General features: G+C 40.6%; 19 protein-coding genes. 2 read left to right on the top strand and 17 right to left on the bottom strand.

Features of this window, described 5'->3' with window-relative positions; translation table 11 throughout:
• Positions 1-127 precede the first annotated feature (127 nt).
• The 11 genes from murC to mraZ all read right to left on the bottom strand — a co-directional run bounded on the left by murC (position 128) and on the right by mraZ (position 14,710).
• A complete protein-coding gene (gene murC / locus NYP67_RS02750; protein WP_473411156.1) occupies positions 128-1,636 on the bottom strand; it encodes a UDP-N-acetylmuramate--L-alanine ligase in 1,509 nt (502 codons plus the stop codon).
• Positions 1,637-1,638: 2 nt separating this feature from the next.
• Entirely contained in the window at positions 1,639-2,847 is a 1,209-nt protein-coding gene (locus NYP67_RS02745; RefSeq protein WP_473411217.1) for a UDP-N-acetylglucosamine--N-acetylmuramyl-(pentapeptide) pyrophosphoryl-undecaprenol N-acetylglucosamine transferase, read from the bottom strand.
• 205 nt (positions 2,848-3,052) lie between these two features.
• Positions 3,053-4,426, bottom strand: coding sequence for an FtsW/RodA/SpoVE family cell cycle protein (locus tag NYP67_RS02740; RefSeq protein ID WP_473411155.1), 1,374 nt, complete (start codon positions 4,424-4,426; stop codon positions 3,053-3,055).
• A complete protein-coding gene (murD, locus tag NYP67_RS02735) occupies positions 4,419-5,987 on the bottom strand; it encodes a UDP-N-acetylmuramoyl-L-alanine--D-glutamate ligase (RefSeq protein WP_473411154.1) in 1,569 nt (522 codons plus the stop codon). The genes NYP67_RS02740 and murD overlap by 8 nt, the downstream gene beginning before the upstream one ends.
• Before the next feature lie 9 nt (positions 5,988-5,996).
• Entirely contained in the window at positions 5,997-7,100 is a 1,104-nt protein-coding gene (gene mraY / locus NYP67_RS02730) for a phospho-N-acetylmuramoyl-pentapeptide-transferase (protein WP_018619883.1), read from the bottom strand.
• Entirely contained in the window at positions 7,097-8,893 is a 1,797-nt protein-coding gene (locus NYP67_RS02725; RefSeq protein ID WP_473411216.1) for a UDP-N-acetylmuramoyl-tripeptide--D-alanyl-D-alanine ligase, read from the bottom strand. The genes mraY and NYP67_RS02725 overlap by 4 nt, the downstream gene beginning before the upstream one ends.
• Before the next feature lie 74 nt (positions 8,894-8,967).
• Entirely contained in the window at positions 8,968-10,137 is a 1,170-nt protein-coding gene (locus tag NYP67_RS02720; RefSeq protein WP_353938716.1) for a UDP-N-acetylmuramyl peptide synthase, read from the bottom strand.
• 28 nt (positions 10,138-10,165) lie between these two features.
• Positions 10,166-12,220, bottom strand: coding sequence for a peptidoglycan D,D-transpeptidase FtsI family protein (locus NYP67_RS02715; RefSeq protein WP_415695110.1), 2,055 nt, complete (start codon positions 12,218-12,220; stop codon positions 10,166-10,168).
• Positions 12,220-12,864, bottom strand: coding sequence for a hypothetical protein (locus tag NYP67_RS02710; RefSeq protein WP_128813952.1), 645 nt, complete (start codon positions 12,862-12,864; stop codon positions 12,220-12,222). The genes NYP67_RS02715 and NYP67_RS02710 overlap by 1 nt, the downstream gene beginning before the upstream one ends.
• Positions 12,864-13,934, bottom strand: a complete 1,071-nt coding sequence (gene rsmH / locus NYP67_RS02705) for a 16S rRNA (cytosine(1402)-N(4))-methyltransferase RsmH (protein ID WP_128831844.1) — start codon at positions 13,932-13,934, stop codon at positions 12,864-12,866. Before rsmH ends, NYP67_RS02710 begins: the two co-directional genes overlap by 1 nt.
• Positions 13,931-14,710 (bottom strand): division/cell wall cluster transcriptional repressor MraZ, encoded by a 780-nt coding sequence (gene mraZ, locus NYP67_RS02700; protein WP_415695108.1) that lies wholly within the window; start codon positions 14,708-14,710, stop codon positions 13,931-13,933. Before mraZ ends, rsmH begins: the two co-directional genes overlap by 4 nt.
• Before the next feature lie 199 nt (positions 14,711-14,909).
• On the opposite strand from mraZ, the gene NYP67_RS02695 reads away from it, so the two are divergent.
• The gene (locus tag NYP67_RS02695) at positions 14,910-17,186 is read left to right on the top strand and encodes a HelD family protein (RefSeq protein WP_248899319.1); all 2,277 of its coding nucleotides are present in this window, start codon (positions 14,910-14,912) and stop codon (positions 17,184-17,186) included.
• A gap of 234 nt (positions 17,187-17,420) precedes the next feature.
• On the opposite strand, the gene nrdR is transcribed toward NYP67_RS02695, so the two are convergent.
• Genes nrdR through NYP67_RS02680 form a run of 3 tightly spaced genes read right to left on the bottom strand, consistent with a single transcriptional unit; the run spans position 17,421 to position 18,542 of the window.
• Positions 17,421-17,867: a transcriptional regulator NrdR gene (nrdR, locus tag NYP67_RS02690; protein WP_032812895.1), complete on the bottom strand. Its 447-nt coding sequence runs from the start codon at positions 17,865-17,867 to the stop codon at positions 17,421-17,423.
• Between the two features lie 51 nt (positions 17,868-17,918).
• Positions 17,919-18,143 carry a hypothetical protein gene (locus tag NYP67_RS02685; RefSeq protein WP_004130095.1) on the bottom strand — a complete coding sequence of 75 codons (225 nt, stop codon included), beginning with the start codon at positions 18,141-18,143 and terminating at the stop codon, positions 17,919-17,921.
• 36 nt (positions 18,144-18,179) lie between these two features.
• Positions 18,180-18,542 (bottom strand): LysM peptidoglycan-binding domain-containing protein, encoded by a 363-nt coding sequence (locus NYP67_RS02680; RefSeq protein ID WP_115757299.1) that lies wholly within the window; start codon positions 18,540-18,542, stop codon positions 18,180-18,182.
• Positions 18,543-18,702: 160 nt separating this feature from the next.
• On the opposite strand from NYP67_RS02680, the gene lexA reads away from it, so the two are divergent.
• Complete coding sequence (gene lexA, locus NYP67_RS02675) at positions 18,703-19,425, top strand: transcriptional repressor LexA (protein WP_004130078.1); 723 nt, start codon at positions 18,703-18,705, stop codon at positions 19,423-19,425.
• 186 nt (positions 19,426-19,611) lie between these two features.
• Here the strand turns inward: lexA and NYP67_RS02670 are convergent, their stop codons facing one another.
• The 3 genes from NYP67_RS02670 to NYP67_RS02660 all read right to left on the bottom strand — a co-directional run bounded on the left by NYP67_RS02670 (position 19,612) and on the right by NYP67_RS02660 (position 22,303).
• Positions 19,612-20,091: a GreA/GreB family elongation factor gene (locus NYP67_RS02670; RefSeq protein WP_004132677.1), complete on the bottom strand. Its 480-nt coding sequence runs from the start codon at positions 20,089-20,091 to the stop codon at positions 19,612-19,614.
• 57 nt (positions 20,092-20,148) lie between these two features.
• Positions 20,149-20,556: an FKBP-type peptidyl-prolyl cis-trans isomerase gene (locus NYP67_RS02665; RefSeq protein WP_004130076.1), complete on the bottom strand. Its 408-nt coding sequence runs from the start codon at positions 20,554-20,556 to the stop codon at positions 20,149-20,151.
• A gap of 268 nt (positions 20,557-20,824) precedes the next feature.
• Positions 20,825-22,303 (bottom strand): L-serine ammonia-lyase, encoded by a 1,479-nt coding sequence (locus NYP67_RS02660; protein ID WP_473411215.1) that lies wholly within the window; start codon positions 22,301-22,303, stop codon positions 20,825-20,827.
• Position 22,304: the final 1 nt, after the last annotated feature.

The following is a 22,304-nucleotide window of genomic DNA, read 5'->3' as shown; positions in this document are numbered from 1 at the left end:
GCTATCACTCACCTACTTCCACTTGCATCTATACGCGACTTTATTTACTACTTTATTTGCGACTTTATTTGCGACTTTACAGATTGCTTATTATCGCTTGTTTGCCGACTATTATTGCCCATTTAGCTTATTGCTTTAAGCGTAACTCTTCTAGCATAACAGACGTCATAGTGGTAATGCTTCCAGCACCAACCGTAAAAAGTACATCTCCACTATTAGCTCGGCGAGCAAGAAGCAAAGCACCATCCTCCATGTCTTCTACAGCTTCAATATTGCAATTAAGCGCACACTCTTTAGCTGCGTTAACAATAGTCGAAGCGTGAATATTTGGAAAATCTTCCTGCTTTTCTCGAGCTGGGAAAATGCCAGTTACGATTACGTCATCTGCAAGAGATAAAGCAGAAGCAAATTCGCGCGCAAAAGAGCGCGTTCTAGAAAACAGATGTGGCTGGAAAAGCACGCGAATCGTAGAATCTGGGTATCTTCTTCTTGCGGCGCGCAAAAGAGCGTCGATTTCTGTAGGATGATGCGCGTAATCGTCTACAACCGTTACTCCGCCAACGCATCCGCGAATGTCAAATCTTCTAGAAGCACCAAGGAAGCTCGAAGCTCCATCTGCTGCATCTTTAGGATTCATACCCAAAAGTGTTGCTGCAATAATCGCAGCACACGCGTTTCTAGCATTGTGCAAGCCTGGAATCATAAGATTAACGCTTATAGAATCGCCGTTAAAGTCAATAGCAAACGACTCGCTGCCACTACCCGTCTGTTCGATTTCGTGATTAATAAACGCAAACTTTACAAGGCTTTTTACTCTATTACTTAAGCAAGAAACACTATTCTTACTACTTGCGTAGGCGATTGTTTTTTTAAGAGAATCATCGCTTAAATCCTCTAGAACAGCGCGAGCGCCATCATCGTCTGCACAAATCACAATAAATCCTAGAGCGTGGCTTAAATGCTCAACAAACGCTGCGCGATAATTTTGCGCATTCTTATAATGGTCTAGGTGGTCCGCTTCTACGTTTGTAACAATTGCAATATATGGATTGTATTTTTCAAAGCTGCCGTCGGATTCGTCCGCCTCTGCAACCATAACACTTCCGCAACCAGCATGACCTCCGTCAACTTCGCCGCCGCCCTGCGCTTGAATCGAACCGCCAATCGCATAACTCGGGTCTGCTAAATCGCCTTTACCACAAACTTTCAAAATATGAGCCAAAAGAGAGCTTGTTGTAGTCTTACCATGCGCTCCCGCAACAGTCACACCTTTTTTAGAGCTTAAAAGTAAAGATAAAATGTCACTTCTATGAACAAGTTTTACGCCATTTTGCGCAGCCGCCACTACTTCTGGATTGTTCGGTTTAATCGCGCTAGAGTACACAAGAATATCCGCATTTTTTACATGGCTTGCACTTTGACCAATCTGTACACTTATTCCGAGTTCTTCTAAGCGATTTGTGTGGTCGCTTTCTTTACTATCGCATCCGCTTACGCTAACGCCTTCTTCGTGCAACATCTCTGCTAAAACGCTCATTCCAGCGCCACCAATGCCAATAAAATGCACAGAACCTAAAGAATTTACAGTCTGATCTTTACTAAAAGCAGCACAAATAGGATTCATATTAATTTCCATGATTATTTTTTGCTTTCTTTTGCAATCTTAAGAATATGCTCTGCCATTACTCTTGCAGCATTACGAATGCCGTATTTCCAAGCTTTTTCACGCATTTGGCAAAGCTCGTCTGGGTTATTAAGCAATTTCAACACGTTAGCGCGAATCCAATCATCGCTAAAATCGCAATCGTTTACAATAATCGCTCCTCCTGCGTTTGCAACAGGCTGCGCGTTAAATCGCTGTTCGCCGTTTCCAATTGGAAGCGGCACGTAGATTGCAGGAACGCCAATCGCCGAAACTTCTGCAACAGTTCCAGCGCCCGATCGGCAAATAACCAAGTCCGCGCAAGCAAAAGCCCAATCAATTCGCTCTAAATATTCGCAAATATGGTAATCACCAAGGCCTGCATGCTCTGGCTTAATGTCGTTTATTTGATTAAGACCAGCCGAACGCTCAACATTATCTTTAACTTCTTTAGATTTTCCGCTACCCGTAAGATGAATGATTTGCGCGCATTTGAGTAAATCGCCAGCAGCAATAGAAACAGCTTCGTTAATGCTTTTAGCACCCAAAGACCCGCCAGTTACAAGAATAATCGGCCTGCTAGGGTCTAGTCCAAGATTTTTAGCGCCTTCAAATCTAGCTAAATCAATGTCTTGAGTAATCTTTGCGCATAAATCGGATATGGATTTTCTAAGAGGAAGACCAACTCTTATAGCTTTGCTATTCGACGCCGCCTTTGCGACTAAACCAGTGCCATCGTAAACGCACCCAATCATGCTTGCCCAACGCGCGCCAAGCTTATTTGCCATTCCAGCGCGCGCATTTTGCTCATGAATCACAATAGGCAAATGCATTTTATGCGCTTGTGCATAAACTGGAGCAGACGCGTAACCGCCAAATCCAACAACAATATTCGCATGCCTTTGCTCAAGAATCTTAGCAACCTTGCGCGTTTCGCGAATCCACTTAAAAGGAAACTTAAGCATGTACAAATTAGGTTTTCTAGGGAATGGAACTTTTTCAATAACGTCTAATGGCAGACCAGACTTAGGAACTAGCGTTTTTTCTAAACCAGCATTAGTGCCAATAACACTGATTTCTACCGACTCATCTAAATCTTTTAATGCATGCGCTACAGAAAGAAGAGGATTAACGTGACCAGCAGTGCCCCCGCCTGCTAGAACAACATGCAAAGAATTGCTATCTTTATATTGATCTTGCGCCAATTCGCCACCTACAATCTGCTTATTTAATAATCCCAATCAGAAATCCCAATCAGAACTAATCTACTTAAAACTTTAATATATGACTTAACAATTAAATATAAATTAAACAAAATTTTTACGAAAAGCGGATTTTATAATTTTATAATACTTTCCCAATTTTGATTAACACTTGTTTTTGATTAACACTTGTTTATTATTGAGCTGATTAATCACCACTTTGCTGCCGCGATTTTGCACGCTTTAATGACCATTTATTCCCAAATTTTATGTTCGGATTGCTCTTAATAAAACTATCCGCAACACCCATCGCAAGAAGACACATAACAAGAGAAGATCCACCTGCGGAAACAAATGGCATAGGAACGCCCATAACTGGCAAAATCTGAACAACAACCAAAATGTTTATTAGTCCTTGGCCAACAATCCAAGTAGCAATGCTAATAAGAGATATTGAAACAAGCTTATTTGTTGATTGCAAGGCAGAAGTTAGCAAGCACCATCCAATTACAATGTAAAGAAGGATTACGCAAGAAGCAACAATAAAGCCCATCTCTTCGCCAATGATTGCAAAAATAAAATCGTTGTGAGCATACGGCAAATAATTCCACTTTTCTCTAGAATTACCTATGCCAACCCCCATTATTCCACCAGACGCCATTGCGTATTGCGCATGAATCGACTGAAAACAAACGCCTCTAATCGACTTTGCATCGCATCCATGAATCGTAGCAAGAATACGACGCATACGATTTTGGCTAGTCACAACAAGCAATAAAACCGCTGCACAAGCCGTTAGAAGGGCCACAACAAGCCATTTTGTAGGGAATCCTCCCACATAAAACGCCACAACAGCAATAAGCAAAATAATAAGAGCCGTACCAAGATCCTTGCCTGCAACAACTAAAAGAACCGAAACACCCAAAGCTACAACTGTTGGAATATATGCGCGCATAGCAACACGCTTATAAGCCTTTTTTGCAAGAATAAGTGCCATTGGTAGCCAAATACATATAGCAAGTTTGGTGATTTCTGCTGGTTGCATTGTAAGCGGGCCTATTTTGATCCAGCTAGCATTACCATTAACCTCGTGCCTAATACCTGGAACAAAAGTCAAAAATTGCATAAAAACCGATATTGCGTAAATGGTAATAATCCTGCTTTTATAAAAATCAACAGGAAGATGTGAAAAAATCAAATATCCAACAAGACCAATAATGCAATAAAACAGTTGGCTCATTCCAGAACCCCAAGGGCCAGCTCCGTAAGTAATCATCGTTACCGACGAGCTTGAAAACACCATAAATAAGCCAAAAACGGTTAATATTACAACAGATATTCTTAGTCCAAAAAGACACCACAATGGGTTAAAAATACTGCGAATACCAACGTATTGCTTAAAAGCCTTTGTATTATCACTAAATGTTTCTTGAACACCCGAAATATTAGTAGATGAATCTGCCTTAGTTCCAGAAGATTTACTACTAAAAGATCTGCCACCAAAAATGCCAAAACCGCGTTTTTTAAGCTTTTTAGGGCTTCTAGAACTTGATGAGCTAGCTTTTTTATTGTTCTCATTCATGGCTCTTAACCCATCGCTCAGATTCTTTAGCAAAACGATTGCCACGATCTGCGTAAGAAACAAATTGATCCATAGAAGCGCATGCTGGTGCCAGAAGAACAACATCTCCAGGCTGCGCGTACCTTCCAGCAGCTTGAACAGCTGTAGAAATAACTTTTTGACCCAAAGTAGAATCCGCGCTAAGGACTGGCGACTTTTCAACCTCTTTAAGAACGCGATCATCTACAGAATCAAAAGATTCGCAACTTTCGCCATTCGCGGAAACTATTGTTACAGGAATACCTTGACCTTTAGAATTAAGCGCTTCTACAATCGGCTTTTGATCTAGCCCAATAACAACAACAGCCTTAATAATACTACGATTTTGATTAACTAAATCTTCAAAATGGCCACCTTTTGCAAGACCTCCAGCAATCAAAATTACGGATTTTTTGCCGAAACTAGAAATAGAGGCTGCAGCAGCATGAGCATTAGTAGCTTTTGAATCGTCCACAAAACGAATCGAGTGTTCTGGAAGATTATCTTTAGCTTTTAGAGTTGCAACAGTTTGAATCCTATGCCCTCCTGGAGCAAAGTTGCACAATGCTTTAACTGCATTTTCAACGTCTTGTTTTAAGCCAAGAGTTAGAGCTAGTGCAGTTAGTGCGTCTGCAAGAAGATGAGGATACACGCTTCCATCTGGCTCGCATAAGTGTTTTAGTTCTTTTAGCGCTACTATTTTGACTGGATCACCAACTTTTGCGCCAGAAACGCCACTTTTGTCTACAATCCAACCATTTTCAACGCCTATTTCTCCGCATTTTGGCGCGCTGAGCGTAAAACCGATTTTTTTACAACCATCTTTGACTTGTGCCTTTTTTGCTAATTCGCTAACTCGTGAATCTTGAGCATTATACACAAGCGCTTTTTTAACTCCATTAAAAACTTTCGACTTATCTTTTGCGTAAGCTTCAATGCCGCCGTGCCAATCCAAATGGTCAGCCGCAATATTAGTAATCGCAGCGCAATCCAACTCTAAGGAATTAGTAAAATGAAGTTGGAAGGAGCTTAATTCAACACATAACGCGTCGTGTTCTTTTTCTAGCGCAGCGTAAGAAACAGACTTGCCAATGTTGCCAACTGCAGGAGCATCTAGACCGCAAGCTGTAAGCATATCGGAAGTCATCTCTGTTGTAGATGTTTTTCCATTTGTTCCAGTAATTCCAATCCATGCAGCTGGAAGATTAGTTTTAAGCGACTTTACGCGCACAAGCCACGCAAGCTCCACTTCGCTGATGACTGGAATATTGCGCTTTTGAGCCTCTAGAATAAAAGGCGTTCTAGGGTTAAAAACTGGCGATGTTACAACGGCATCAATCGTGTTCCAATCGATTTTAGAAAAATCGTGGATTTGCGCTTCTTCCTTACGCTCGTCTGCGCTAATCGCATTAGCGCCAACAGTTTTAAGCACTTCCATGGCTCCTATGCCAGAAACACCTAATCCTGCTACAAGAACGTTATGGAACGGGAACTCATTGTGCAAAGAGAACTCCTTGCACAAATCATTTGCAACATTGCTCATATAATCACCTTAAATCAACAGTCCAGAACGACCTGCCCAATCCGCATAGAACGTCATCAATGCAGACAGAACAAACATAAGCTCAATCATCCAAAAACGAACAACAACTTTGCCTTCTGCCCATCCAACAAGCTCAAAATGATGGTGGATTGGCGCCATTTTGAACACGCGCTTATGCGTCAACTTAAAGCAACCAACCTGAATCACATCGCTGCAAGTTTCTGCAACAAAAAGTCCGCCTAAAATAACAGCCAAAAACTCTGTGTGAGTAGCAATGGATAGCGCAGCAAAAAGGCCACCTAAAGCCAAGGAACCAGTGTCTCCCATAAACACTTGAGCAGGATTTGAGTTGTACCACAAGAATCCAAAGCAAGCAACAGCAGCACAAACAGAAATAATTGTTAAATCAAGCGGATCCGATACAGCATAAGAGAATCCAAAATGACCGCCGCCTTTAACGTGGTAACTTTCCCAAAAAGCTATAAGCGCATATCCTGCAAAAGCAATCATAGAAGATCCAGCAGCAAGACCGTCTAACCCATCTGTAAGATTTACAGCATTAGACCATGCAGCCATTAAAAAGTTTACCCAAACAATAAAAATTACAATTCCTATTGCTTTGCCAAACATAGAAAAATCAAAGAATGGCTTTTCTATAAAACTCATGCCAGGCTGCGCACTTGCAATGCCCGACTGAGTTGGAAGCATAAGAGCCAAAAGCGCATAAATGCTTGCAAAAATAATCTGACCGAATAACTTTGCTCGCACAGAAAGGCCAAGATTCTGCTTTTTTCTAACCTTTGCAAAATCATCAACAAAACCTAAAAAGCCCATTGAAAGCATTGCAAAAAGAACAAGAACTGCAGACCAAGAAGGCGTTCTGCCAACAGAAAAATACCTGTATAAAGCAGATGCAGCCCAGCCAACTACAACAGCAAGATTAATAACAACACCGCCCATTGTAGGAGTGCCACGCTTAACTAAATGGGATTGCGGGCCGTCTTGGCGAATGTATTGTCCGTAATTTAATCGGTGTACTAAGCGGATTAAAAGCGGCGTGCCAACAATAGTTACTATTAGCGAAACCACTATTCCCACAATAAGCGCAATCACAGGTTAACCTCCGTATTTTTGTTAAGGCTAGTGTTAAGGCTCTTACTAAGTTTAGCCCAGCTTTCAGCCAAAACGCTCAGCCCCGAAGCATGAGACCCCTTTAACAACACAACAGTACTAGAATGCTCAGCCACAAGACTCCAAACAATATTATTCGCCTCAACGCAATCATGAACAAAATACACGTTGTGTTTAGAATCAACATTGTCATTTTGATACTTATTTACACTGTTATTTCTGTTATTTCGCCAATTATCTCTAGCACCTTTAGCTACGCAAGAAGCTAATTCATCTAATTTTTCACTCGTGGAAGATCCAACGGAAATTATTGCGTCAATATTCTTTTGTGCAACATATTTTCCTATAGACTCATGCATATTATATTCGTCTTTTCCAAGTTCCAACATTGAGCCTAAAACAGCGATTCTAAAAAGTTTAGTGTATACACGCTTAGAGGAATCAGCAGAGTCTACAGAACCAGAAGAATCATCGGACTCATAAGAGCATAATCCATCAATTCCTGCTTTCATAGAGTCTGGATTTGCATTAAATGAATCGTCAATAAGTGTAAACTTTTTATCATCTTTGCAAATAACAGAAATTTGCATACGATGCGGGCTAATATGCGAAACTTTATTCAAAACTAGAGAAATGTTTTTAAGACTCATTCCAAAATATCGTGCAACATTTGATGCAGCAAGAGCATTCATAACATTGTGCACGCCAGGAAGCGCAAGATGTAGTGTTGCACTATTTTCGCTAGTCGCACTATTTTCACTAGTCGCGATTTTTTCGCTCTCGATAATCGTAAATTTTGCACAACCACTTTCGTCTAAAGAAATATTTTGCGCGCGTAATTGATAATTGCCATTATTCGACGCATCAAAATTGCCATTATTATCAACATTTAAGCCAAACCAGCGAACTTTATCTTGGTCAGCCAGCTTGTTCATAGCCGAAACGCGAAAATCATCTGCATTCAAAATCGCAACACCATGAGGCAAAAGTCCCCTAACAATCTCACTCTTAGCTTGCGCAATTTTTTCTACAGATCCAAATTCGCCCAAATGAGCAACACCAACTTTTAGCACAACCGATAAGTCTGGAGGCGCAATAGTTGTGAGCATTGCGATTTCTCCAACATGATTTGCACCCATCTCCGCAATAAGGAATCGCGTATTCTCGTTTACACGCAAAGACGTTAACGGCAATCCAATCTCGTTATTAAAAGAGCCAACGGGCGCAACTGTATTGCCAAGCGTTGAAAGCAAAGCATTAAGCATATCTTTTGTGGTAGTTTTTCCAACGGAACCAGTTATGCCAATAATGCTAAATGGCGTATTTAACGCGCGGCGGCGAACTAAATTATGTTTTGCTAAAAGTCCAAGCGCTTCAACCGAATTTTTAACAACTATTTGCGCAATCTTGTTTTGCACACTTTCATCCAGCAAAACAGCATGTTCCACAATCGCAGCTTTGGCTCCAAGCTGAGCCGCTTTTTGAACAAAATCGTGTCCATCTACTCGCTCGCCCTTTATAGCAATAAATACCGCTCCGCAAGCAACGTTACGCGAATCACTTGTAGCGAAATTAACAATATCGATGCTTTTTACAGAATCGCAAGATGCAGACGAACCACAAGACGCCGAATCGCAAGACGCAGAATCGCAAGATGCAGACGAACCACATAAAAGCTCGCTTGCGTTAACAGCATCTGATACCTCTTTAATGCTCATAGGCATCATATGAGTACTATCTTGCGTAAAAACAGTGTCTGTAATTTTATTTTGCATGCTATTTTGCATGCTATTTTGCTTGCTATTTTGCTCTATTGAAAACATTTTCTGCTCTTAAAATATATTGGTTTCTATTTTAGTTCGTGAGATACTCGCAACGCGCTCTTAATTGTACCTCTTCTAACACCAGCAGCAAGAACCATTGCGATTGAAAGAGAAAGATGTTTACTAACACTTTTGCCGCCGATTTGATCTGCTAATGCAGCTAACTCATCGGATTCCCTAGAACGCATTACACAATAAGATCTTTCGTGACTTATAAATCCATACCTTTGTTGCAAATTATAAAAACTCATTACAGGGCGCGCAGATTTTATGCTTGATTCGTCAATCTTAGAATCAATCTTAGAATCATCTTTTCTATTACTATATATAAGTGATTCCGATGATTCTTTAGACTTAGACTCATACGAATCTTGCGAATCTTCTGAATTAGCATTCACTTTAGATTTGGCTTCTAATGCGCCGCTTGCTTGCGACTTATCTTTTGAATTTGCCAAGCTTGAATCATATGCCAAATCGCCACCACTGTGTTCAATAGCTTGCAAACTGGAATCTGACTTATACAAATCAAGACTTCCTGCCATTGCTAGCGCATTATTGCTTTCAACTCCAAGAACATCAATGTTTACAGATTGCAAAGCGTCTTTTTTAAGAGTTGCAGAATTTAACGCTATAACAACAGCTGCAGCACCATCTTCTACACATACCGACAAATTGTGCTGAATATCCACGATTCCAAGCGGATATTCTAAATCCAGTTCTCGCTGAAGAGAATTAGACCCTGCAGCGCTTATAACACCAATTGGGTTGCCAAGCATATGAAGAAAATCAGCTAATCGTATAACATTTGCATAGACTTCGTCATCATCATCGCCAGCAACCGCAAAAGTCGCTATAAAAGAAGATGGGTCATTATTAACATCGCAAGCAAGTTTACCCAAAGTTACTGGATTGTTAGAGGAAACTAAAAGTGGAATACCAACGCTCATCGCTTCGGACCTAAACTCTGGAGTAACCATTGCTGCGTATGCTCCAGCATCTCTAGCAGCTTCCAATTGTCTTTTATCTACGCGATTTGCAGGAATAAAAAGACACCCAGGCTTAACATTCCTAACGTCGCACGCTAAAGAAGTAATTGTTATTCCAGAAGCAAAAGATGGTATTACTTCAAAACCATATTGTTGCGCAGCAAAACCAAGAGTTACTCTTGTTCTAGAAAATTCATCAACAGCATTCATACTTGCACTCGCCCTTGTTCACTATGTATCACCATTGTACAGCAATAGGGTTGCTGCGAGGAGTTGATACTGGAACGTTGTACTTTTGCATTAAGAACTCGCCTATTGTTTTTATAAGAGTAGCTGCTGTGTAAACGCCGAATGTGCCTTCTGGATTGCTTAATGCAACTGTTATTGCAAAACGAGGGTTATCGACAGGCAATATTGCCGCACAGTCTGCAACAATAGAGCTAAGCGATCCACCAAATCCAGCAACCTCTGCAGTACCACTCTTTGCAGCAATGCGATATCCATTAACAGATATGTAGCTACCGTAATATTCTGCCGCGGATTCCATAGCATTTAACATTTGATCAGCAACGTGTTCATCTAAAACGCGAGTTCCTTGTGGCCTCTTGCGCTCAGTAATTCTGCCATGTGGGTCGATTACAGACTTGATAATCGATTGCTTAAGCCTTACGCCCTTATTGGCGATTGTTGAAATAGCATTGGTGATTTGCAAAACGTTTGTTGCATATCCCTGACCAAATAAAACAGTATTTTGCTTACGACCATCCCACGCTTGCACACTCGGGAACAAACCTTGGGATTCTCCTTGCAAATCCAGGCCAGTTAATTGCCCAATTCCAAACTTAGACAAGAATTCATAACGCTTGTTATTTGGATACTTTTCGCCAGCCATAATCATGCCAACGTTAGAAGATTCCTTTAAAATGCCTGCTAAAGTAAGCTTCATAACACCGTGGCTGTGAGCATCATGGAAAAGTTGACCTTGCTTTTCAATGCTTCCAGGAACAGCAAACTTATCCGTTAGCTGGCGTGCTCCAGTTTGAAGCATTCCAGCAACTGAGAATACTTTGCCAATAGAGCCTGGCTCAAATACCTGGCTAACAGCCTTAGAAACAGATGCTCTAGCTTCGGCAGAACCAGCTTTAATATTATCGCTATCTTCTAGAGCAACAATTTCTCCAGTGCGAATATCTTGAACAACAGCAACGCCCCATCCAGCTTTGTACTTATTCATACCATCTAGAAGAACCTTCTTAACGTACCAATCTACATCGCTATCAATAGTTAGCTTTATGTCGTTACCGTTTACAGCCTCTTTATATTCACTTACCGTTCCAGGAATTTTCTCATTTCCAACGTTATTTCCCTGATATTTTTGGTAACCATCTTTACCAGTTAAAACTTTGTCTTGAGAAAGCTCCAAGCCAGATTCACCAACTTCGCCTCTTCTGCCCTTAGCTTCTTTTCGGCTGCTTTCTTCTGCGTCTTTAACAGAGCCAATCAAAGCGCCTAAAATAGGACCACTTGAATATACGCGCTCACTGCTATTTTCTGCATAAACACACCCAGAAAGATTAAGCTTATCTATTGCACGCTTAACAGAAGGCTTAACGTTTCTTTTTATAACAGCATAACGCCCTACACCTGCAATTTTTCCGCCAATTTCAACAGAACTCATATGCAAAATAGGAGCCAAAAGACGTGCTACAGCAACAGCGCCCGTTCCTTCAACGTCTTTGCCATTAATTGCATGGCAATTCCCAGCAGTTTGCTTTGTGCAAGGAGTTGGTTTAAAGGACTGAGCATTCATTGGATCTGCAATTATGTTATATCTTTCAACACTCTGAGCCAAAACAGCACCATTTGCGTCCAAAATACGCCCTCTACGAGCGAGTATTGGACGAGTCCTACTACGTTCTGCCTGCGCCGCCTGAGCAGTAGAACGTGCATTGATTAACTGTATAAAGCTAAGCTTTACTATTGCTATAGACGCAATAAACGCGAATATCATTGCAACAGCAATACACTTTTTTGCAAAAACCGTGTTTCGTATAACGCTAGTTTGAGCGCCATAACGTGCATTAGCTCCAGAAGAAGCATAACCAGAACCAGAACGCGCGGCATTACTGCCGTATGATCTGTACAACTTACTCGTATTGAATCTGCTCTTGCTGATTTTGCTCACTCTGCTTGTAGTAGAGCGCAACTTTTTACCAGCAAGTTTGGCATAATACAATACTGTTTTCATTTTGCCTGAGTATTTGGCGAAACGTTGCTTGATTAGGCGGTTCATCAATGTTTCTCCTTATTTTTTTGTTCTGGCTGTTGTTTAGTTTGTTGTTTAGTTTTATCTGGTTTAGTTTTATCTGGTTTAGTTTGTTGTTGTTTAAGTTTTTGCTTTGCTTGCTCTGGCTTAGCTTTTTGAGCTTCAATCGCAGCTTGTTCTGCCTTCTTTTTGTTTGCATAAGCACTTAAATCAACTGTTATTGCTCCCTGTTGTGGAATCATTCCCATATCTTGTGCTTTTGCTGGAAGATCCGCTTCTAGCGCATCTAACTTTGTTTGCGCAGTTTCCACATCTTGACGAAGCCTAGAGATACTTGATTGAGTGGCAGCTTGTTCAAAAGATATCTCCGCCATTTTTGTTCGCAACAACAAAGACGTAGTAGGCGTAACAAAAAGGAAAATAACAACAATAATCAAGTTGAAAAGAGGAGCTTTACGAGTGTTACTCCACTCTATAACTCTATGTAAGTGATTCATTACTGTGTAAGACCTACGGTCAGAGGCACTAAACACTAATGGAATCGACTTTAAAACACGATTTTGCCTTGAATTATTACCAGCTGCTTTCTCGTTTACTCGCCCAGCAGGAGCAGATGAACTTGCATAAGACGCAGCAATCCTAGAAGCACGGTTTTTACTTGGCTTATCCATTAGAACCTGCCTCCTTTGCTGTTATTTACACCATTCGCTTTAGAAGAAGAACGATGCAAAGATGAATCTTCTCCTTGAGCAATAGCTGTAAAGTCTTTAATCCACCTATCTGGAATATCTCTAATAAGCTCCACTGCGCGTAAGCGAACAGAAGAAGACCTTGTATTATTTGCAATTTCTTCTTTAGATGCTTTAATAGCTCCGCGAGTTAAAGACTTAAAGAAAGGTTTTGCACTTTGCGGAATAATTGGCATATTTGCTGGAACATCTACTTCTAAGCCTTTATTCATAAAACGCTTAACCGTAATATCTTCCAAAGAATGATAAGACTCAACAACAATTCTGCCGCCGTTATTTAAGCGCAAAGCAAGCTTTGGTAAAGTCCTAGAAAGCTTATCCAGCTCTCCATTAACTTCGATTCTAAGAGCCTGAAAAACTCGTTTAGCTGGATTTCCTGGAGCACGATGAGCACGCGGAATAACATGATCCACTAAATCAACAAGTTGACCAGATGTTTTTATTGGATTCTCTTGTCTAACTTGCACTATTTTTCTTGCGATTGGCCCAGAAAAACGTTCTTGACCATACTCACGGAATATTTGAGCAAGACTGGATGCACTATAAGTAGCAAGAATGGTTTCAGCAGTAACACTTTGAGTTGTATCCATACGCATATCTAAGGCTGTGTTATGAGAATAAGAAAATCCTCTATCTTCCTCGTCTATTTGCAAACTAGAAAGACCCAAGTCCATAAACGCTGCGTCAATCTTATCGATTTCTAAATCTTCAAGAACTTTGTCAACTTCATCAAATGCAGCATGCACAGGAATAAAACGATTCTCTAAGCCTTCGTCGCGCATTCTTTTTGTCGCTAAGCCAAGAGCTTCACTATCTCTATCTATTCCAATAAGAGTTGCAAGTGGAGCAGCTTTAAGAAAAGCTGTTGCGTGACCCGCAAGTCCAAGAGTGCAATCAACAACAATAGAATCTTTGTGATCTAATGCTGGAGAAACAAGATTTACACAGTCTTCCAACAGAACTGGCGCATGAATTGTAGATAAATCTTTCATTGTGCCACCGCCGGAAGAACATCATTTGCAATATCTGCATAATCTTGCTCTTTATCTGCAAGATAATTGTTCCAAGCAGATTTGTTCCATATTTCTGCGCGAGTTCCAACACCAATTACAACAATCTCATCTCCAAGATTTGCATAATCCCTTAGCATTGGAGGCACTACTATACGACCTTGCTTATCTGGCTCCTGATCAACAGCGCCAGAAAGGAAGACTCTAAGGTAGTCTCTTGCAGACTTATTACTCATAGATGTGAGCTGAATCTGAGTTGTAATACGCTCAAACTCTTGCATTGGAAGAACATAAACGCATCGCTCTTGTCCGCGAGCCATAACAAAACCATCGCCCAATTGGGATCTGAATTTTGCAGGTAAAGCAACGCGACCCTTTGCATCTATTTTTGGAGAATAAGTTCCAAGAAGTATCGGATTCTTTACGTGATTATTAGCCTGACTTTGCAAACTATTAGCGCCAAAAACCGCGTCTTGAGGCAAAGGAGTGGATGTAAAAGCCGAAGACGTAGGTTGAGGCTGCATAACAGGCTGCATAACAGGCATTTGAGGCATTTGCTGCGCTTGATACATTTGCGGCATTTGCGGCATCACATAATAAGGCTGAGCGTACGCTTGAGAATTTTGCATTGGCATATGCGCATCTTGGGCATTAGCTTGAGCCGTATTTTGAGAATCATAACCAGATGGATTTTGAGCATGCTTAAAGGAGAAATTGGCTTTATCTTGCGCATTTGCGCCAGCTTTATTACTAGCCATAAATCCATCTCCTTTTCAACATGCAATATGCCACTTGCACATCATTCACCATTTTACCCCATTTCTCACCAAAAATCCCCACTTTTTTGTAAAAAAATAATATTTTTTTAACTTAGATTGGAAACATGCAACGTGTATTAGCCTCGAGGTATACTTAAACGCCTAGTTTTAGCCCAACTTTTAAGAAGAACGGACACAAATGTCTACGTACTCCTCACAACTCAGCGAAGAACAACAAGCGGTTGATTGCGCTTACAGTCGATTAGATAACTTGCGTTCAACAATCCGAGCAAGGCTTGATTCTGTACGCGCTGCAGGCTCGCATGGCTCACCAACTCAGCGAACAGAACGAGATTCTTTTGCAACAATGTACGAAGATCGTTTAACGCAACTTAGAGCTGTAGAAGATAGACTCGTGTTCGGCAGACTAGACAGCCTAGAAGGCATAAGACGTTACATTGGAAGAATCGGTTTACTAAGCGAAAATCACGACCCAATCTTAACTGATTGGAGAGCAGAAGCAGCCAGACCATTCTACGAAGCAACTCCTTCAAATCATGGAGACATTGTTATGCGTAGGCACATAACTCTTAAATTCCGAGAAGTTGTAGGAGTTGAAGACGAGATTCTAGATATTCATTCAGACGAAGTAAACAAAGCATCTAAGCAAGGAACACTTACTGGCGAAGGTGCATTGCTTGCTTCTCTAGGTTCTCGTAGAACTGGAAAAATGACGGATATTGTTGCAACCATTCAGGCAGAACAAGACCGCATTATTCGCGCTCCTCTTGACCGTACAATTGTTGTTCAAGGTGGACCTGGTACAGGCAAAACTGCAGTAGCTTTGCACAGAGCAGCATACTTGCTCTACACGCATCGCAGAAAGCTTGAAAGATCAGGCGTTTTGATCGTAGGACCAAGCTCCGCATTCTTAAGATACATAGATCAAGTTTTGCCATCTTTGGGTGAAACTGGTGTTGTTAGCAGAACTATAGCGGATTTAATCCCAAACATTCATGCAACAGTGCAAGACACTCCTCATGCAGCAAAACTTAAGGGAATGTACCGTATGAAAAACGTTATTCAAAACGCTATTTGCGCAAGAATACGTATTCCTAAAGATTTGCCAACACTACGCATAAATGGTTTTGCTGTGCAATTAAAGAAGGAAGATATAGAGCTTGCGCAATTAGACGCTCAGCGCACACACCATCCTCATAACCAGGCGCGTAAAACATTTGTAAAGTCAGTTATAAGTTCGCTTAGAAACAGGTATCTAGAACAACTTGATTATGTTCCTTCCCAAGCGGAGATATCCGACATTACTTCGCAACTTAGAATGGAAAATAAGCTCAAGATTACATTAAATCTTGCTTGGCTACCTATGAATGCCAATTGGCTTATAGACCAACTCTTTTCTAAACCTGAACAACTTCGCATATATGCTCCTTGGTTAAGTGAAAATGATATTCGTGCATTAATTAGACCAAAAGGAAGTCCTTTAACTCAGTCCGACATCCCACTTCTTGACGAAGCTATGGAGCTACTAGGCCCAGATCCAAAGATTGAAGCACAAAACGCTGCTATCGCTCGTAAAAAACTCGAAGAACAGCAATATGCTTCCGATACTCTTGCACAAAATGGCATAGGGAATGGCATTATTACCGCCGATATGCTTATTGAGAATATTCAAGGTAACGATGCAAATATGGTTGCAAATCTTGCCGCGTCTGATAGAGAGTGGACTTATGGCCATGTTGTTGTAGATGAAGCGCAAGAGCTTACTGCAATGGATTGGCGTATGCTAATACGCAGGTGCCCTTCACGCTCATTTACAATTGTTGGCGATGTTGCACAAACCTCCTCTTTAGGTGGTACACATAGTTGGCAAAAAAACATGAGCTCATTGTTTGGAAACGAAAACTGGGATCTTTATGAACTAACAATTAATTACCGTAATCCTAAAGAAGTTTCTGAAGCTGCAGGAAAAGTTGCAAATAATTCTGGCTTATATATATCAACAGTTAATGCAGTTAGATCTGTTCCAGATTCGCTTGTTACACATACGGTTCAGAATCAAAATGAGCTTAATAATATGCTTGCTAAATATTGCATTGACTTATTTAACGAATTTGTTTCCGAAGACGGAAGCGGACGCGTAGCAATTATTGTTCCTCAAGAACTAATAGAGCATGCAAACAAAATCGTTAAAAATACTCTTAGCAAGAATCTTTCGACTAAGGAATATGCACGCATAATTCAGCAAAACTTTGACGATAGTCAAATTAGCGTTTGCAATGCGGAAGATGTTAAGGGATTGGAATACGATGCGGTAATTCTAATGCAACCTTCTGCCATCGAGCAGGAAGCGGCATCCAGACTTAGCGCAGCGGCAAATCTATACGTTGCAATGACAAGACCAACACAGCGTCTTGTTGTCTTGCGCACACAAGACGACGCCAATTTTTCAAAGTAATAATCGCGAAGTAAAAGTACTGAGTAAACCCAACTATTAACAACCTTGTTATTTGTTTGACCCTTTAATTGGGTCAAACAAATCAGGTTATCCCTCACACTATAACCATATTTATTCTAAGACTCAACGATTCGCTAACAAACAGCAAATCAACATTCACACAAACTCAAATACTCAAACCTATACTTTTAGCAACATTCGCAAAGTGTTCACTCAATGTAAAACATTGCACAATCACTTGCTTTTCTTAAGATCATCTATTGCACGTTCAAAATCTTCCAAACCAGTAAAATTCTGATATACGCTAGCAAAACGAAGATACGCCACCTCGTCTAGTTCACGCAACGGCTTTAATATTGCTTTTCCAACATCTTCGGATGTTATTTGAGCTAATCCACGAGCGCGTAAATCAGCTTCAACTTCCATTCCAAGAGTCTTTAGCTCCTCAGAATCTATTGGTCTACCCTGGCAAGCTTTTCCAACACCAGCAACCACTTTTGCCCTATCAAAAGGTTCCACAGAACCAGAACGCTTCATAACAAGCAATTGCGTAGTTTCTACTGTTGTAAAACGATTACCACACATCTGACACTCGCGCCTACGACGGATTGAATATCCATCCTCGCTGATTCTAGTGTCAATAACCTTAGTATCGGAATTCTTACAAAAAGGACAATGCATATATACAGCATACTAAAAATTAATTAAATATGTTATATATATTTCAATGTTTTATATAAATAAATCGATTTTTTCATATTTTTCCTCGTATATTTTATAAAATTTATCGCAAAACACTCGAATAGATGGATATATAGATACATCCATAACAACAAGTGGTTCAACAATTGGTTTAACGCTTAAATCATGACAACTGCAACATGCAGAATCATCGCAATAATATAATGCAAACAAATCGTATGATTCTGACGAATTATATTCATAATCTGTACTCATGAATACTCCATTCTAATAATATTTGTAATAATAAAATTAGTTGTCAATAAAAGGTACGCGTATAGACTGCCCTACTTCTAAATCTGGAGAATCAAGATTATTTAATTGCATAAGGTAATCAACAGAATCAGAAATATTGCCATTTTTATCTGTTATTGATTTTGCATAACTCCACAAGGTATCTCCAGGTCGAACAGTATACGTTACAAAGGATTTTGATACGGCCGAAACAGCTGGCTTTGGCATAAAAATAATCCAAGCAAAACAAACTAACGCAGAAAAAACTATAAAACGAATAAATAATTTATTTTTGCGTTTTTTGTAACCCTTATTAGCCAGAGCGGCACGATTTAGCGTTGAATAACTAATACCATTAGAAGAGTTCGAGTTCTTATACATAACTATCCTTTCTTACTCTTTAATTGACATGAACATTTGTTCTATCGAACAAGTGTATTAATCTTGACACATTTGTTCTAAAGATGCAACGGCGTGTCGAACATATGTTTGATTTTTTTAGAAAAGTGTATTAGAATGTAAAACAACGAAAGGAGACACCATGAATACCACCCAAAACGAGCTTAGTGATTCTGCGGCGCACAACGCTGAGCCACTAACAGATCGCCAGAGAAAAATCATGGATGCTATACAGCAATGCCTCGAAGAACATGGATTCCCTCCATCATTTAGAGAAATAGGTGAAGCTGTAGGCTTAAGAAGTCCTTCTTCCGTAAAACATCAATTACGAGCACTCGAGATGAAAGGATTAATACGAATAAGCGCAAATAAAGGTAGAGCAATTGAAGTTATTGGAGATTTTATACAAAAGAATAAAGAAAAAGCCCATGCATTGCTTGAAAAACAATCAGCTATCGATGTGAGCATGTATAACAGTGAGTCTTTGATAAACTCTCACGATGTTCCTCTTGTTGGAAGAATCGCTGCAGGAACACCTATAACAGCTGAACAACATGTTGAAGATGTTATGCGTTTACCAGAAAGACTTACTGGAAGCGGAAATCTGTTCATGCTAGAAGTACACGGAGATTCAATGATTGACGCAGCAATTTGCGACGGTGATTATGTTGTTGTGCGAGAACAGAACGAAGCAACAAATGGAGATATTGTTGCTGCGCTGCTAGATAACGAAGCAACTGTAAAGACGTTTAGAAAAGAAAATGGTCACGTTTGGCTTATGCCTCACAATCCAGCGTATTCCCCTATAGATGGGTCTCACGCAAAGATAATGGGCAAAGTTGTTACCATTTTAAGAAAAATTTAATGATTTAAGAGATTTACAAGATTTACTAGATTAAAACAGCTAAAGAGCAATACTGTTAAACGGATACAAATAAGCATATAAATAAAATCGCTGTGACCTATAAATCATATAGATTCTAAATCACAGCGATTAGAGAAAATAGATAGATAACAAGTATGTGCTCGCTTATTAAAACAAATTCATTGTTTAAGCGAGTGGATGAGAATCCTTAATGGTTACAGAAATTTGGCGACCATTTGGAGCAGAGTAGCTAACAGTATCACCCGCTTTAGCGCCAATAATTGCAGCACCAATCGGAGATTCTGGACTAATAACATCGTAATCGGTAGCAACAGCAATATCACGAGAACCAAGAACATAAGTCATCTCTCGACCAGCAAGATCTAAAGTAACAACAGAGCCATTGCCAACAAGGCCTTCCTCTGGAGCCTCAAGAATCTTTGCGTTGCGTAGCTTAACAATAAGCTCGTTAATACGACCCTCGTTCTTGCCCTGCTCTTCGCGAGCAGCCTGATAGCCACCGTTTTCAGACAAATCGCCTTCGGCGCGAGCAGCAGCAATACGCTCGGTGATTTCATCACGATATTCACCCTCGCGATGAGCTAATTCTTCCTTAAGCTTATCGTAGGCCTCTTTAGTTAACAGAATTATTTTTTCTTCAGCCATTTTGCAATCTCCTTAACAAAGAATAAAGAATAAAAGCAACAAAACAATCACTCGCGTTTAGCGAGTAGAAATAATATCAATCACAAAAACGAGGGTGTCCGAACCACCAATTCCAGCCTGCGGAACACCTCGTGAACCATAACCATACTCAGGCGGAATAGAAACAAGTAAGCGAGAACCAACATTATGTCCTGGAACAGTACGATCCCAACCCTGAATAACCTGGCCAACACCAATACCAAAGCTGGCAGGAGTATGACGAGCAAAACTAGAGTCAAAAGGCTCACTTGCTCCCCAAACAACGCCATGGTAATTAACGGTAACAGTGTCTCCAGCACGAACCAAAGGCCCATTGCCTTCTACCAATTCAACAACCTTAAGCCCTGCTGGCGGCTCAAGCGCTGGGAACGTCACCGTTGGCGTAGTACCAAATTCCGCAACTACTTCTGGCATATCCTGTGCCATTTTGCCTCCTTTATAACCTCTTATAATCCCTTACAAACATGTGTAAATGCTTGCAAAAAGCCACTAACACTTACAAACTATTCATTAAAAACTTTGAATATTATAACATTTTTGCAATTTTATAGCGTGTTTTAGATTAGCACTCAACCGCTACCTATGCCAATACGCATATAACTTGCATAACAATATAGCAACACAATGCAAGCAAATACGCAAAACATTCTTAAGGAAAATGCAATAAAAATAGCTATAAATGCAACGACTATAACTAGCACTCAACTACGTTCACAGCTAAGCCACCCTTAGATGTTTCGCGATATTTAGACATCATGTCTTGGCCAGTTTCCTTCATAGTTTTAATAGCACTATCCAAGCTAACAATATGAGAGCCATCACCTAGAAGAGCCATTCTAACAGCGTTAATAGCAGTGTTGGCAGCCATAGCATTGCGCTCGATACAAGGAATCTGAACCAAGCCACCAACCGGATCACAAGTGAGACCAAGATGATGCTCAATACCAATTTCGGCAGCATTTTCAACCTGCTGCGGAGTTCCGCCAAGAACTTCGCACAGGCCTGCAGCAGCCATAGAACACGCAGAACCAACTTCTCCCTGGCACCCAACTTCTGCACCAGAAATAGAAGCATTGCGCTTAAACAAATAGCCAACAGCTCCAGAAGCAAGAAGGAACTTTATTATTCCCTCCTCGCTAGAACTGTCTACAAAACGCCAATAGTATTGCAAAACAGCCGGAATAATACCAGCGGATCCATTAGTCGGAGCTGTAACAATACGGCCACCCCCAGCGTTTTCTTCACTTACTGCAAGAGCAAAAAGATTTACCCATGCAGAGTCAGAAGCTTCCAGAGCGCAATCAGCTCGCCTACGATTTTGCTTAAGCATATCGGAATTTGCAGCAAGACGAGCATACATACGCGGAGCACGCCTATGAACCTCAAGTCCGCCTGGAAGAATCTGCTGCTTAGAGTTACATCCATTTTCAACACACTCTTCCATAACTTCCCAAACATGCAACAAATAGGAACGAACATATTCGGAATTACCGTTATGCAAAGCAAGTTCGTTTTGCCAAACAATGTCACTTATGCTCTTATGCTCTTTTTTGCAAATCGAGATAAGTTCTTTGCACGTTGTAAAAGGATATGGAACAGACGAGTCTTCACGCGAATCACTAGAAGATTCAGAATCTTTATGACTAGAATCTTTAGTTTTATCTTCACTTTCTTCCACATTTTCATCAACGCGGTCATGCAAACCAATCATCTTATCGTTTGCATTGCCTTTGCGAATAAATCCGCCACCAATCGAATACCAAACTTGTTCGTCAACAGTATTACCAAAGGAGTCCAAAGCAACAAACCGCATGCCATTAGGATGTGCAGCCATGCGCCGCCACTTTTCAAAAACAACATCGGAATCGTAGTCAAATTCGATAGTATGACTATGCGCAAGTGTTAAAGTTCCGCTTTTCTTACAATCTTCGCGAATAGTCATCATGTGTTCCGTATCAACATCGTCTGGAAGGTTACCTTCAAGACCAGCAACCGATGCACGATCCGTGCCATGCCCCAATCCAGTAAGAGACAAGGAGCCATACAGTGTGACTCGCACACGCGAAACGTCTTTAAGCCTTCCATTCTTTTGAAGAGAAGTCACAAAAGCATTCGCTGCGCGCATAGGACCAACAGTGTGTGAAGAACTAGGACCTACACCAACCGAGAACATT

Source organism: Gardnerella sp. c23Ub_4 (assembly GCF_055804115.1).
Note: the sequence above shows the minus strand (reverse complement) of the source record. Positions and strands in the feature narration are given on the sequence as shown.